This window comes from Staphylococcus sp. OJ82, from assembly GCF_000294465.1.
GTDB lineage: Bacteria > Bacillota > Bacilli > Staphylococcales > Staphylococcaceae > Staphylococcus > Staphylococcus equorum.
Genome location: NZ_ALPU01000003.1, coordinates 1 through 15,570 on the forward strand (window position 1 = coordinate 1; position 15,570 = coordinate 15,570).

Sequence of the window (15,570 nt, forward strand, 5' to 3'; positions counted from 1 at the left end):
TGCAGGTGAAACGCCAAATACAGGTGAAACACCAAAAACAGAACAAACAGCAAGTATAGGTGAAAAATCAAATACAAACGAAACATCAAGTAAAGAAGAAACTCAAAGCAAATCACTAGATATAATGTCACAAGAGAATTCAACAATAGAAAAAACTAACAGCAATTCTACTGTGAATAAAAACACCACTAATTCAAGCATTAACAAAGGTGAATCAAAACGTGCTCATAGCAACAAACTTAATTCAGAAAATGAATTGCCGGAAACAGGTCAAGATGAAACACGTAATAGCACTTTATTCGGCACATTAATTGCAGGTTTAGGCGGCTTACTATTGCTTGTGATGCGTCGTAGAAAAAAAGAAGAAGACGAAAACAAAATGTCATAATCAAAGTGATATTGTAAAGGCTCTTCATCCATTAAGGGTGGAGAGCCTTTTCTTATCAAAATTAAAACATTATATAGGAAAGCGCTTACTTTATTTTTTTGAGGGTATTAGACTCAATAAAGGAGGTTTTACAGTGATATATACAAATCCAAATCAAGAAGATGCAAAATACAAAGTAAAATCGAAATATGCTAATTTTATAGGTGGAAAATGGACTGAACCACAAGAAGGGAACTATTTTGATAATATTTCACCAGTTACAGGTGAAAGTTATGCCAAGATACCTAAGTCTACACAAAAAGATGTGGACTTAGCTGTTGAAGCTGCCCAGAAAGCGCAAGTAGAATGGGGTAAAAAATCATTATCTGAAAGATCACAGTTATTATTAGATATAGCTGATCGTATTGAAGAAAATTTAGAATATTTAGCAGTGATAGAAACGTTTGATAATGGAAAGCCAGTGAGAGAAACACTTACAGCAGATTTACCATTAGTAGTAGATCATTTTAGGTATTTTGCAGGTGTGATTCGTGCAGAAGAAGGCGGCATTTCACAAATAGATAATGATACAGTTGCATATCATTACAAAGAACCATTAGGCGTAATTGGACAAATTATTCCTTGGAATTTCCCTTTACTTATGGCAACTTGGAAAATTGCGCCAGCGATTGTAACAGGTAATACAGTAGTACTAAAGCCCGCAGAGCAAACGCCGGTATCGATTTTACATTTTATTGAAGTGATAGAAGATATTCTACCAGAAGGTGTGCTCAATATAGTAAATGGTTTCGGAAATGAGACTGGTGAGGCGTTAGCGACGCATAAAAACATAAATAAAGTTGCGTTTACAGGTGAAACAACAACTGGAAAAATTATTATGAAGAATGCTAGTGACAATGTTATACCAGTTACACTTGAACTGGGCGGTAAATCACCGAATGTATTCTTCAAAGATATTATGGATGAAGATGATGAATTTTTAGAAAAGGCTGTAGAAGGTTTAGTCATGTTTGCACTAAATCAAGGTGAAGTATGCACATGTCCTTCAAGAGCACTGATTCATGAAGATATCTATGAAAAATTCATAGCTTTATGTATAGAAAAAGTTAATAAAATAAAATTAGGAAATCCTTTAGATGAAACCACAATGGTTGGTGCACAAACTTCAAACGAACAACAAGAAAAAATCAAAAAATACTTAGATATTGGTAAAGAAGAAGGCGCTGAAATTCTTGTAGGTGGAAATGTTAGACAAGAAAAAGAGAATTTAGAAAATGGATTTTATATTGAACCAACGATATTCAAAGGTGACCAAAGTATGCGTATTTTCCAAGAAGAAATATTTGGTCCGGTATTATCTGTTGCAACTTTTAAAACAAATGAAGAAGCTCTAGAAATGGCGAATGATACTATCTATGGTCTTGGAGCAGGTATTTGGACGAGAAACCAGAACACTGCGTATCGTATTGGTAGAGGAATTCAAGCAGGACGTGTGTGGGTTAATAATTATCATACTTACCCAGCGCATGCTGCTTTTGGCGGATACAAAATGAGCGGTATCGGACGAGAAAATCATTTAATGATGTTAGACCATTATCAACAAACTAAAAATCTACTTGTAAGTTATGATACAAAGCCAACAGGTCTATTTTAATGAAAAATAAATAAATATAATGAGACATTTCAAACTATTGCGCTAATGCGTGATAGTTTTTTTGTTACTAAAAATATTTCTAATTGTATATTTTCATAAACCTAATAAATAATTTTCTAACTTAATTTTTATATTTAAATCCATATAAAACTCTTAAAAAAATAATACAATTGTGATATTATATCAAACGACTAAGATTAATGGAGGAAAGCAATGAAAAACAATCATGATTTAACACCCAATAGAATGAATAAATATGCTATTAGAAAACTTTCAGTTGGCACAGCGTCATTATTAGTGGGAAGCGTGTTAGTATTCGGAATCTCTAACGATGCTAATGCAGCAGAAAACGATCTTTCAAAAGACTCCAAAGCACTCAGTACTAATGTGAATGAAGAGGATAACCACTTAGTTGATACAGAAAAAGCAAATAGCAACGAACAAAATCCAGTCAATGATTTTTCAGAAAGCCATGATATTCATAACGATAATTTAAATACTAGTGATAGTGCTTCAGAGCAAAGTGTTGTTGAAAATAAACCAACAGTAAATAACACAGCTGAAATAGACACTAGCAATAAAGAACGAGAAGTAGCTGTAAACACTACTAAAAATAAAGTCACTGACAATAAAGAGAATAATAACAACACGTCGAATGTAATTGAAAAAGAAATTGAAGAGTCAAAAGCTAATAAAACTAATGAAGAAAATAGTGAAATTGTAAAAACGGAAAATAAAATGAAAGCTGCTCATAATTTTGATAACTCATCTCAAAAATTCGAGAATAGAGAAACAGATGACATAGCAGAGAAAGCTACAATAAACCAAAGCGAAGCCCAAAACAGAGAAGATATTAACCATGAAGAAAATAATACAAGTAATAAATTAGAAGCAAAAGATGAAGTGAATACTCAAAGCGAAAATATTAAGCCAGCGAGTGAACATAATGTCCCAGACAGAAATAACACTGAAAGCGTACTAAATACAAAAGAATCAAATAATGCGGTTGCTAAAGTGAGAAAGAGACGTTCAATTATAAATAGAAAAACATCAAGCAAAGCAATGACCGAAGATAGTGCTTTAGAAGCATTAGAGTATTCAGAAAATTACACATTTCAAACTTTAATTTTTGATCCTGAATCATTAGCAAAGAATAGTGTTTTAAATAGTAAAACGATTCCTTTTGAAATCCATAGTTATATGACAGGAGCAAATTCAGGGGATAGATATAAAATAAACTTACAACTTGATCCAATAATTGCTAACCATGTGACAAGAATTACTGTTAACCCAGCTGGTCGTACATCACCAGTACAATTTGTTAGATTATCTAATAAACAAGGTAGATTAACTAACATTTGGCAAGTTAATTTCATTAGAGCAAATAACGGTTTATTTGGCGGTGGTGAAATATTAAGTCAATATACAGCTTCTAATGGGGTCATATATCTTGATACTACAGTTAAAAATATCCTGAACAGTATGAACAATAAACATGATAAGTTAAATTATTTAATCTATGTTAAAGATAATTCTGAAAATAAAAAAATCCAAACTTCAGAAACGAGTGGATATTTTTTGACAGCAGCAGAGAGAGAAATAAATAATATACCACCGTCACAATCCACTAATGCTAATAATTCTTTTAAAGCAAGTAGTGGAACAGTACAATACGATCCTAAAATCGGCAACTTTGGTGGTGCAATTATAGACCAACAAATATTAAAAAATGGAATATTTAACTATCGTGGGAAAATAATGGATGCAGGTCTATATAAACAATGGACATATCATTACCAAATTGACCCAGCTTTATTACCTTATATCGGTTCAATAGAGTTACATAAACAAGATTTTCGCGGGTTATATGGTTTTGACAAGAAATATTATGCAGCCAATAAAGTAGCGACGCTACGTGTAGATTCGAAAGGTAGAGGATCTATTACACATAGTGACTTAAATCAATTAATAGAATTTAATAATGCTTTGCCAGAAACAGTAGGTATTAGAATAGTAATTAAATATAATCAAAGTCCTAATAATATATTGACTAGAAATGCTTCCTATGATCAAAACGGTAATTTAATATCTAGTACAACTCAAGTAAAAGAAGATTTTGCATTCTATGGGTATTTTACAGATAGAAATGGAGGAATAATTAATAACACCTTTGGATCTGCAACCTACTATATACAAGATTTAGATAAAGATGGTTTAACGGATAATTATGAAATTCACAATTCACATTCTGATCCATTTAATGGTGATACAGATAGAGATGGCAAAAATGATGGGGACGAGGTTTTAAGATATCAAACTTCTCCTTTAGTAGGGAAACCCATCGTAAATGACATCACAACAGAGGATACTATTATTAGAGGTGATGTCCCATTAGATAAATCAGCAGCAAGACAAAAGGTGAAAATTTTAAATCCAAATGGCAATGTCATAAAACAAGGCGCGCTAAATAAAAATGGTACGTTTAGTTTTAACGTGTCAAAATTACCACCTGGAAAATATAAAGTGGCTATTGAGTCACCGAATTATCGAAATGCTGAAGTAAATACATTTAATGTAATTGATATGAAAGCATTATTAAAGCCTGCCATTGCACCAGTTAACGATCAAAATACAAACCTCCAAGTCAAAGGTGTTGAAGGTTCTACTGTTGTGGTTAAGGATAATAACAACAATGTTATTGGGACGGTTGTTTTAGGAAAAGGAGAAACAACAAAATCATTACAGTTAAATCAACCGCTAAAAGCTGGAACAGTTTTGACTGCCACTGCCACTAAGAATGGAAAAACTAGCTATGCATCAGACCCAGTAACTGTAACAGATGTGACAGCACCCATAGCGCCAACGGTGACTGAGGTTACGAGTGAAAGTGCGCAAGTTACAGGAACAGGTGAACCTGGTTCAACAATTACGGTTAAACTCCCAGACGGAAGTGTGGCAACAGGCACAGCAGATAATCAAGGAAACTACGCAATCGATTTACCAATTGATAAGAAATTAAATGGTAACGAAGAACTCGTAGTGACATCAACAGATGGAGCAGGCAATGTATCACCAGAAACAAGAGCAACTGTTAAAGATGTGACAGCACCAAGTGCACCAACGGTGAATGAAGTGACAAGTGAAGGTACACAAGTGACAGGTTCGGGTGAACCTGGTTCAACAATTACGGTTAAACTCCCAGACGGAAGTGTGGCAACAGGCACAGCCGATAATCAAGGAAACTACGCAATCGATATTCCAACAAATGTGGATTTAGTAGGAAATGAAGAGGTCGTAGTGACATCAACAGATGGTGCAGGCAATGTATCGCCAGAAACAAGAGTAATTGTTAAAGATACGACAGAACCCGTAGCACCGATGGTGAGTGAAGTGACAAGTGAAGGTACACAAGTGACAGGTTCGGGTGAACCTGGTTCAACAATTACGGTTAAACTCCCAGACGGAAGTGTGGCAACAGGCACAGCCGATAATCAAGGGAACTACGCAATCGATATTCCAACAAATGTGGATTTAGTAGGAAATGAAGAGGTCGTAGTGACATCAACAGATGTAGCAGGAAATGTATCGCCAGAAACAAGAGTAATTGTTAAAGATACGACAGCACCCGTAGCACCGATGGTGAATGAAGTGACAAGTGAAGGTACGCAAGTAACAGGAACAGGCGAAGTCGGCTCAACAATTACAGTTAAATTCCCAGATGGAAGTGTTGTAACTGGTACGGTAAATGACCAAGGTAACTACGCGATTGATATCCCAACAACTGTAGATTTAGTAGGAAAAGAAGAGCTCGTAGTGACATCAACAGATGGAGCAGGCAATGTGTCACCCGAAACACGAGAAACTGTTAAAGATGTGACAGTGCCAGTAGCGCCAACGGTGAGTGAAGTAACAAGTGAAGATTCACAAGTAACAGGAACAGGCGAAGCCGGCTCAACAATTACAGTTAAGTTCCCAGATGGAAGTGTAGTAACGGGAACAGTGGATGACCAAGGAAACTACGCAATCGATATTCCAATAAATGTAGATTTAGTAGGAAATGAAGAATTGGTAGTGACATCAACAGATGGTGCGGGCAATGTATCGCCAGAAACAAAAGTAACTGTAACAGATGCGACATCACCAAACGCACCAGCGGTGAATGAAGTTACGAGTGAAAGTACGCGGGTAACAGGAACAGGTGAATCAGGATCAACAATTACGGTTAAGTTCCCAGATGGAAGTGTCATAACAGGTACAGTAGATAGCCAAGGCAACTACGCAATTGATATTCCAACAAATGTGGATTTAGTAGGAAATGAAGAGTTGGTTATTACGTCAACAGATGGAGCAGGTAATGTGTCGCCAGAAACAAAAGTGACAGTTACAGATGCGACGGCACCGGTAGCACCAACGGTGAATGAGGTCACAAGTGAAGTAACTCAAGTAACAGGAACAGGCGAAGCAGGTTCAACAATTACGGTTAAATTCCCAGATGGAAGTGTGGTAACGGGAACAGTAGATAACCAAGGAAATTACGTGATTGATTTACCGGCTGATAAGAAATTAAATGGAAGCGAAGAATTGGTTATCACAGCAACAGATGATTCAGGAAATGTGTCACCAGAAACAAGATTAACTGTTAAAGATACGACAACACCAGCAGCCCCAACGGTTAATGAAGTGACAAGTGAAGGTGCACAAGTTACAGGAACAGGCGAAGCCGGTTCGACAATAACAGTTAAATTCCCAGATGGAAGCACAGTAACGGGAACAGTAGATAATCAAGGAAATTACGCAATTGATTTACCAATTGATAAAAAATTAAATGGAAACGAAGAACTTGTAGTGACATCAACAGATGATTCAGGAAATGTGTCGCCAGAAACAAGATTAACTGTTAAAGATACGACAACACCAGACGCACCAACGGTGAATGAGGTCACAAGTGAAGTAACTCAAGTAACAGGAACAGGCGAAGCAGGTTCAACAATTACGGTTAAGTTCCCAGATGGAAGTGTCGTAACTGGTACGGCAGATAATCAAGGAAATTATGCAATCGATTTACCAGTAGATAAGAAATTAAATGGAAATGAAGAACTCGTGGTGACATCGACAGATGATTCAGGAAATGTGTCACCAGAAACAAAAGTGACGGTTATAGATGCGACGGTACCAAACGCACCAACGGTGACTGAGGTAACAAGTGAAGATACGCAAGTGACAGGTTCGGGAGAAGCAGGCTCAACAATCACAGTTAAGTTCCCAGATGGAAGTGTGGTAACAGGCACAGCCGATAATCAAGGAAATTACTTGATTGATTTACCAGTAGATAAGAAATTAAATGGAAATGAAGAACTCGTAGTGACATCAACAGATGATTCAGGCAATGTGTCACCAGAAACAAAAGTAACTGTTAAGGATGTGACGGCGCCAGACGCACCAACGGTGTCTGAGGTAACAAGTGAAAGTACGCAAGTAATAGGCACGGGCGAAGCAGGTTCAACAATCACAGTTAAGTTCCCAGATGGAAGTGTGGTAACGGGAACAGTAGATAGCCAAGGAAATTACGCAATCGATTTACCAATTGATAAAAAATTAAATGGGAATGAAGAGCTCGTAGTGACATCAACAGATGGTGCAGGCAATGTATCGTCAGAAACAAAAGTGACAGTTACAGATGCTACAGCACCAGCAGTCCCAACGATAAATGAAGTGACGAGTGAAGATTCACAAGTAAGTGGAACAGGAGAACCCGGCTCAACAATAACAGTTAAGTTCCCAGATGGAAGTGTGGTAACGGGTGTAGCTGATGATAAAGGAAACTACGCAATCGATTTACCAATTGATAAAAAATTAAAAGGTAACGAAGAACTTGTAGTGACATCAACAGATGCATCAGGCAATGTATCAGCAGAAACAAAAGTAACTGTAACAGATGTGACAGCACCAAACGCACCAGCGGTGAATGAAGTTACGAGTGAAAGTACGCAGGTAACAGGAACAGGTGAACCAGGTTCAACAATTACGGTTAAGTTCCCAGATGGAAGTGTGGTAACAAGTACAGCCGATAATCAAGGAAACTACGCAATCGATTTACCAATTGATAAAAAATTAAATGGTAACGAAGAACTTGTAGTGACATCAACAGATGGAGCAGGCAATGTGTCAGCAGAAACAAGATTAACTGTTAAAGATACAACAGCTCCGGATGCCCCAACAGTGAATGAGGTAACAAGTGAAGGTACACAAGTAACAGGAACAGGTGAACCAGGTTCAACAATCACAGTTAAATTCCCAGATGGAAGTGTGGTAACGGGTGTAGCTGATGATAAAGGAAACTACGCAATCGATTTACCAATTGATAAAAAATTAAAAGGTAACGAAGAACTTGTAGTGACATCAACAGATGGAGCAGGTAATGTGTCGCGAGAAGCAAAAGTGAAAGTTAAAGATACGACAGCCCCAGCAGCCCCAACGGTAAATGAAGTTACAAGTGAAAGTACACAGGTAACAGGAACAGGTAAACCAGGATCAACAATCATAGTTAAATTCCCAGATGGAAGTGTCATAATAGGTACAGTAGATAACCAAGGAAATTACGTGATTGATTTACCGGTTGATAAAAAATTAGATGGAAATGAAGAATTGGTTATCACATCAACAGATTCATCAGGTAATGTGTCACGAGAAACAAAAGTGACAGTTAAAGATGCGACAGCACCAGCAGCACCAACAGTGAATAAAGTTACGAGTGGAGATACGAAAGTAACAGGAACAGGTGAACCAGGATCAACAATTACAGTTAAATTCCCAAATGGAACTATCGTAACTGGAAGGGCTGATAATCAAGGAAACTACGTAATTAATATCCCTTCTATAATAGATTTAAACCCTGGAGATACTATACAAGTCTCATCAATTGATAAGTCAGGAAATATGTCTGGAACAACAACAATTATTGTGAATAATAGTAGTGTTTCAATAACAAAACAAGCGAATGATCATGATAAATCTAGCAATAATTTTGATTTAAATAGTCAATTAGGATTGAATGGAATTGAAGGGGAAGATGGAAAAGAACACACAAATTTAAATAGTAACATCAAACATTCCGATGATTCAGTTAATCATAAATCAGGGACAGATATAGCTTCCAAAGGCGATGTTATACAAACTAATGATGAAAAAGGTACTATTTCAAATATGAATAATGATAAAAATAATCTAGATAAAGGAAATAATAAACATGTAGATAAATTACCTACTACTGGTGAAAATGAGAACCAAAATAAAGGATTATTCAGTTCATTATTAGCTATGATTGGTGCATTTATATTAATTGGAAGACGTCGTAAAAATACAGAAGAACATTAATAAGTATTAATATTATAAAGATAAAATATCATTAAAGTATTACAAAATAAAGAAGACGGAATGCTCTTTAAATAGAGCTTCCGTCTTCTTTTGTATATAACTTATTGATGATGTGCCATTTCTAAAAATATAGCTTAGGCGTATAATGGAGTAATTAGTAAAGAAAGGTGTGGAGAAATGCAAAAAGCTTATCGGCAACTTATATTAGGTATGATTTGTTTGTTTATAGTTATGGCAATTGGACGTTTTGCATACACACCTATTATGCCGTTTATGCAACAAACGGGACATATGGATAACCAGAGTGCAGGATTACTTGCAACTATTAATTACTTAGGTTATTTAATTGGAGCAATTATTCCTATATGGATAGTTGTGTTTAGCAAGGTTACAGATTTGAAAGTTTATTTACTAATCAATATAGTTTCAACAATATTGATGGGATTATTTGATAATTTTACATTATGGATAATTTTCCGTTTAATCGCAGGGATAACGAGCGGAACGGTTTTTGTTTTAGCCTCAAATGTGGCGCTCGAAGCATTGAGAGCAGCGAACAAGGGTCGTATCTCAGGTATGCTTTATAGTGGTGTGGGTCTAGGCATTTTCACAAGTAGTATATTCATATTTTTATTCACTACAGAAAATAATTGGAAGATAACGTGGATTTTGCTGGGCGTTTTTGCTTTAGTTATGGGAAGTTTTGTGTTTTTTGGTATGCGCCAAAATTCAAATGTTGAAAATGAAACACAAACCTTAAATGAAAAGGAAGATAAACCGAAAGTTAAGTTGAATAAAAAATTTATTTGGGGATTTTCAATAGCGTATTTTTGTGAAGGTGCGGGTTACATAATTACAGGTACATTTTTAGTAGCAATCGTTAAATCCATACCTGAATTTGCAGATTATGCAGCGTTAAGTTGGATGTTTGTAGGATTAGGAGCTATTCCATCGACGATTTTATGGTCTATGATGGCTGAAAAATTAGGGTACAGTAAAGCAACTAATTTAGCATTTATTTTACAAATTATTGCCGTAATATTGCCTGTTTTTTCAGAAAGTATAACGAGTTTAGTGATAAGTTCTATTTTATTTGGTGCTACGTTTCTTGGTTTAACGACATTGTTTATGTCTAAAGCACAAACGTTAATGTTTCAAAGTAATAGTAAAATAAATTTAGTTGCTTCATTAACGGTTATTTATAGTTTGGGACAAATGATTGCACCAGCACTTTCTGGTGTATTGATCGGTGAATCTGGAAATTATAATGCAGCACTGATTTTCGCGTCAATTATACTTTGCGTGGGACTATTAAGCAGTATGTATAGTTATAGAGTCACAAATTAAATGATATATTCAAAAGAGAAAATGGATTTAAATAAATAAAAAGTTAGAGGAGTTATATACACGTGTAGAAGTACTCTATTCAGGTTTTTTAACAGTCATAATACTTTTGTGTAAATTGACTTTTTGTGGTAATATCGTCATGGATAAAAATTCGAGATAATAATAGATAAGAAGGTTTAAATATATATGAAAGAAAACTTTTGGCGTGAATTACCACGTCCATTTTTTGTTTTGGCACCAATGGAAGATGTTACAGATGTTGTTTTTCGTCACGTTGTCAGTGAAGCAGGCAGACCTGACGTTTTCTTCACGGAGTTTACAAATACAGAAAGCTTTTGCCACCCTGAAGGTGTACACAGTGTACGCGGACGCTTAACATTTACTGAAGATGAACAGCCTATTGTCGCTCACATTTGGGGAGATAAGCCAGAGCATTTCCGTGAAATGAGTATCGGTATGGCAGAAATGGGCTTTAAAGGCATCGATTTAAATATGGGTTGTCCTGTGCCAAATGTTGCAACAAAAGGTAAAGGTTCAGGACTAATTCAGCATCCTGAAACTGCAGCTGAAATTATTCAAGCAGCTAAAGCAGGAGGTCTTCCCGTAAGTGTTAAGACTCGACTCGGTTATTCTGATATCGATGAGTGGAGAGATTGGCTGACACACGTATTCGAACAGGATATTGCGAACCTATCGATTCATCTTCGTACGCGTAAAGAAATGAGTAAAGTGGATGCGCACTGGGAATTGATTGGAGAAATTAAAAAGGTTCGTGATGCAATCGCACCGGACACATTATTAACGATTAATGGAGATATTCCGGATAGAAAAACAGGACTCGAACTGGCAGAGAAGTATGGCATTGATGGTGTAATGATTGGACGTGGAATTTTCCAAAATCCGTATGCATTTGAAAAAGAACCAAAAGAGCATACGAGTGAAGAGCTATTAGGTTTGTTAAGATTACATCTTGATCTATTCGATAAATATACAAAAGAAGAACCCCGTCAGTTTAAACCATTGCGCAGATTCTTTAAAGTCTATGTACGTGGCATCAAAGGTGCAGGTGAACTGAGACATCAGCTGATGAGTACGAGTACAACAGATGAAGTCCGGACACTGCTTGATGAATTTGAAGCACAAATGACACCTATACAATAACATTAATATAATTGGATAAAAACACTGAAGAAGTAAAAGAAACGGCTTATAAATCTTAAATTTAAGATTTGTAAGCTGTTTTCTGTTTGATTGTTAATGAAATAATAAATGCAATAATCATGAAAGCTGTGATCATAAATACAACACCTGGCCATTGTATCAGCCCATAGAAGATACCTGCTAATGTACCGCCAATAGATGACCCCATGTAATAAAATAATAGATATAAACTAGATGCTTGCGCTTTATGATGTTCAGCACGACTTGCAACTACGCCACTTGCTATCGCGTGACCACTGAAAAATGCATAAACACTGAATGCCAATCCGAGTATTTTAAAAGCTAAAAAAGGTAAAAGTGTAATCCAAATACCAACGATTAATAGTAATATGCTGAATTTTAAAGCGTTTAATGTGCCTAATTTATTACGTAATTTTGCATTTAATATAGAAGATATCATACCAATTAAGAATAATAAGTAAACAAAGCTAATAATACTGTCATGCAATTGATAAGGTTTAGCTGCCAACACAAAGCCAATATAGTTAAAAGCAGCGATGTTACAGCCTAATAATAGAAAGCCAATCATAAATGGTTTTAGTAAACGAATATTTTTCAAATGTTGACTATAGCTCAATACTAATGCTTTAACAGAAAAGTGTTGTTTCTCAAAATGTCGAGATGCTGGTAGTAAGAAAGCAAATAATATTGCTGCAATAACACTAATAACTGCAATAGAGAATAAGCCGACTTGATACCCATAAATACTTGAAATAAATCCAGTGAATATTCTACCAAACGCACCACCAAAGGCGTTGCCACTAATATAAATACCCATTGCCTCGGGTAAACTATGTGCAGAAATTTCTTCTCCGATATATGCCATGGCGATAGAGGGTAAGCCTGCTAAACAAATGCCTTGTATAAGTCTAACAATTAAGAAGGTGTTGAAATCTGTAATGAACGGTTGCACTAGCGCTAATAATGACACCGAAATTACAGAAAAAATCATAATAGGTTTGCGTCCAATTACTTCCGATATTGCACCGAAAAATAACATAGCAAAAGCTAATGTCAGGGTTGCTGCCGACAATGCCAAACTTGCAACAGTTTCGCTCACATTAAATGATTGTGTGAAGTGGGGTATTAATGGTTGAACGCTATATAGAATTGAAAAAATAGTAAATCCTGAAATGAAAAGTGCAACGATAATTTTAATATATGCTTTTGAACCTCTATTTACATAGTTATTTTTCAAATCTTCCATTATATGACCCCTTTATTCTTAATATATCTATAGTATCACTTAACAGATAATATAAAAAATACATTATTTATTTTAAAAGATCTAATAATATGAGGACTTAGATTATTGAGAAGTGACTGTATTTTTTAGAAGCTTTAGATAGAATTTTCAAAAAAATTACAGGTATCTCAAATCAATTACTAAGAAATTAAAAAACAGTTTCTGCTATTCTCTTTATATAATTTCTTTGCTATTGTTAGCTAAGGAAAAATTTTGGGAGGATTTATTAATTATGAAAAAAATCGTTACAGCAACACTTGCTACATTGTCATTGGGAGCAGTGGGCATAGCACAGTCAGACGCAGAAGCATCAGAGAATAATCAATCAGGTACGCAATATTCAAGTAACCAATCTACAAATGGTATATTTGAATATGGTTATATTGATGAAGATAATAATGGGAATTATCACCATACATTAGATGGAAACTGGGATCAATCAATGTTTGATCAACAACAATATTATTTCTATTTAATTGATGAAGAAGGAAATTACCATTATTACTATTTCCCTATGAATGATCAGGGCACAAACTCAACAAATACGAATGCAACAAGTGCATATAATGATAACAACTATAGTGCTGATAAAAGTCATGAAGCTGTTCAACAGAGTGGCTACGATGTAAATGAAGCACCAGCGCAATCACAAGAAGCACCACAAAGTTCTAATAATGAAGTTTCTGCTCAAACTTCATCACAAGAACAAAGCACAGCAGCTAACGACAACGCATCTTATACACAAAATAATACATCATCAAACGAAAACTATGAAAATAGTTATACGCGCAATGACGGTAATGGTGTTGAAGATGTAAAACAAAATGCAACATCAAATAATGTAGAGAACACAACAAATGCACCTGCTACAGAATCAACAAACACAAATAGTTCTAATGAAGGACAAGCTACACAACAAGAAGCGGCACCTTCATCAGAAGCTTCAAATAACAATGCATCATCAAACAACAATAACAATGCGAGCACATCAGAAGCTTCAAATAACAATACATCATCAAACAATAATAACAGCACAAGTTCATCAAATTGGTTAACAAGTAATAGTCAAATGCAACCATATGGTCAATATCATGGTGGCGGGGCACATTACGGTGTGGACTATGCAATGGATGAAAACACACCAGTGTATTCATTAGCAGATGGTACTGTTGTTCAAAGTGGTTGGAGTAATTATGGTGGCGGAAACCAAGTTACAATCCAAGAACAAAACAGTGACAACTATCAATGGTATATGCACATGAATTCATTAAACGTTCAAAAAGGTGACCAAGTTAAAGAAGGACAACAAATCGGTGAGTCAGGTAGCACTGGTAACTCTACTGCACCACATTTACACTTCCAACGCATGGAAGGCGGAATTGGTAACGGTTATTCAGTAGACCCAACTTCATACGTAAACTCAAAAGCATAAATTAAAATGATAAAATAAAACGTTCTTGAAATTCTGTTATAGAATTCAAGGACGTTTTTTTATAGTAATATGCAGAATTAACAAAGAATATTTGAAATATCTTTAATACCATATCATACTTACATTAAATTTAAATTGAAGAGGATGATGGTATGTTTACTGTTTATGGACATAGAGGTTTACCAAGTAAAGCACCAGAAAATACGCTCGCGTCTTATAAAGAAGCTGGGAATACGCCTGGATTAAAATGGATAGAATTAGATGTAGCGATTACTAAAGATGAACAGTTGATTTTAATCCATGATGATTTTTTAGATCGAACAACGAATATGGTAGGAGAAGTGACACAATTAAATTATTCCGACATCAAAGATACATCAGCAGGTAGCTGGTTTGGCACAGAATTTGAAGCAGAAAAACTACCTACGTTTGATGAGGTTATTGAATTGGCAAATGCCTATAACATGAACTTAAACATTGAATTGAAGGGCGTTACAGGTCCGAATGGCACAGTATTATCAGAAAGTATGATTAAACAAGTTGCAGATAAACTAAAAAGATTAGATTCGGAGTTAAATGTATTGATATCAAGTTTTAATTTGGTTTTAGTGAAATTAGCAGAGCAGTTTATACCTGATTATGAGAGAGCTGTAATATTTAAATCAGCAGCTTTTGGTGATGATTGGAGAACGTTATTAGATTATTGTGGTTCGAAAATAGTGAATATAGAAGATGCGAAATTGACAGAAGCACGTGTTAAAAAAATTAAAAATGCTGGCTATGTATTAAACGTTTGGACAGTAAATAAGCAATTACGTGCAAATCAATTAGCAAATTGGGGCGTTGATGGTATTTTTACAGACAAAGCAGATGAAATGATTCATTTAGAAAGATTGTAAAATTGTATT

8 protein-coding genes are annotated in these 15,570 nt (G+C 35.3%); 7 read left to right on the forward strand and 1 reads right to left on the reverse strand.

Translation table 11 applies throughout. The annotated features are described in order from the left end of the window. The 5 genes from SOJ_RS02340 to SOJ_RS02365 all read left to right on the forward strand — a co-directional run. The coding region (locus SOJ_RS02340) for an LPXTG cell wall anchor domain-containing protein (RefSeq protein WP_037539417.1) at positions 1 to 388 on the forward strand (388 nt) is incomplete at its 5' end. Positions 389 to 521: 133 nt separating this feature from the next. Next, on the forward strand, positions 522 to 2,042 hold the full coding sequence (exaC, locus tag SOJ_RS02345) for an acetaldehyde dehydrogenase ExaC (RefSeq protein WP_002506474.1): 1,521 nt from the start codon (positions 522 to 524) through the stop codon (positions 2,040 to 2,042). Between the two features lie 213 nt (positions 2,043 to 2,255). Further along, a complete protein-coding gene (locus SOJ_RS14155) occupies positions 2,256 to 9,416 on the forward strand; it encodes an Ig-like domain-containing protein (RefSeq protein WP_002506475.1) in 7,161 nt (2,386 codons plus the stop codon). A 177-nt stretch (positions 9,417 to 9,593) separates the two neighbouring features. After that, positions 9,594 to 10,763, forward strand: a complete 1,170-nt coding sequence (locus SOJ_RS02360) for a YbfB/YjiJ family MFS transporter (RefSeq protein WP_002506476.1) — start codon at positions 9,594 to 9,596, stop codon at positions 10,761 to 10,763. A gap of 186 nt (positions 10,764 to 10,949) precedes the next feature. Next, complete coding sequence (locus SOJ_RS02365) at positions 10,950 to 11,924, forward strand: tRNA dihydrouridine synthase (RefSeq protein ID WP_002506477.1); 975 nt, start codon at positions 10,950 to 10,952, stop codon at positions 11,922 to 11,924. Positions 11,925 to 11,985: 61 nt separating this feature from the next. Here the strand turns inward: SOJ_RS02365 and SOJ_RS02370 are convergent, their stop codons facing one another. Next, entirely contained in the window at positions 11,986 to 13,191 is a 1,206-nt protein-coding gene (locus SOJ_RS02370; RefSeq protein WP_002506478.1) for an MFS transporter, read from the reverse strand. A gap of 271 nt (positions 13,192 to 13,462) precedes the next feature. Between SOJ_RS02370 and SOJ_RS02375 the strand changes: the two genes are divergently transcribed. After that, positions 13,463 to 14,662, forward strand: coding sequence for a M23 family metallopeptidase (locus SOJ_RS02375; protein WP_002506479.1), 1,200 nt, complete (start codon positions 13,463 to 13,465; stop codon positions 14,660 to 14,662). Between the two features lie 152 nt (positions 14,663 to 14,814). Then, positions 14,815 to 15,561, forward strand: a complete 747-nt coding sequence (locus tag SOJ_RS02380; protein WP_002506480.1) for a glycerophosphodiester phosphodiesterase family protein — start codon at positions 14,815 to 14,817, stop codon at positions 15,559 to 15,561. Positions 15,562 to 15,570: the final 9 nt, after the last annotated feature.

What these genes read in the sequence shown, in the direction of transcription:
- SOJ_RS02375 (WP_002506479.1), top strand. Translation starts at nt 13,463, where the DNA reads ATGAAAAAAATCGTTACAGCAACACTTGCTACATTGTCATTGGGAGCA.
- SOJ_RS02360 (WP_002506476.1), top strand. Translation starts at nt 9,594, where the DNA reads ATGCAAAAAGCTTATCGGCAACTTATATTAGGTATGATTTGTTTGTTT.
- SOJ_RS02365 (WP_002506477.1), top strand. Translation starts at nt 10,950, where the DNA reads ATGAAAGAAAACTTTTGGCGTGAATTACCACGTCCATTTTTTGTTTTG.
- SOJ_RS02370 (WP_002506478.1), bottom strand. Translation starts at nt 13,191, where the DNA reads ATGGAAGATTTGAAAAATAACTATGTAAATAGAGGTTCAAAAGCATAT.
- SOJ_RS02380 (WP_002506480.1), top strand. Translation starts at nt 14,815, where the DNA reads ATGTTTACTGTTTATGGACATAGAGGTTTACCAAGTAAAGCACCAGAA.
- SOJ_RS14155 (WP_002506475.1), top strand. Translation starts at nt 2,256, where the DNA reads ATGAAAAACAATCATGATTTAACACCCAATAGAATGAATAAATATGCT.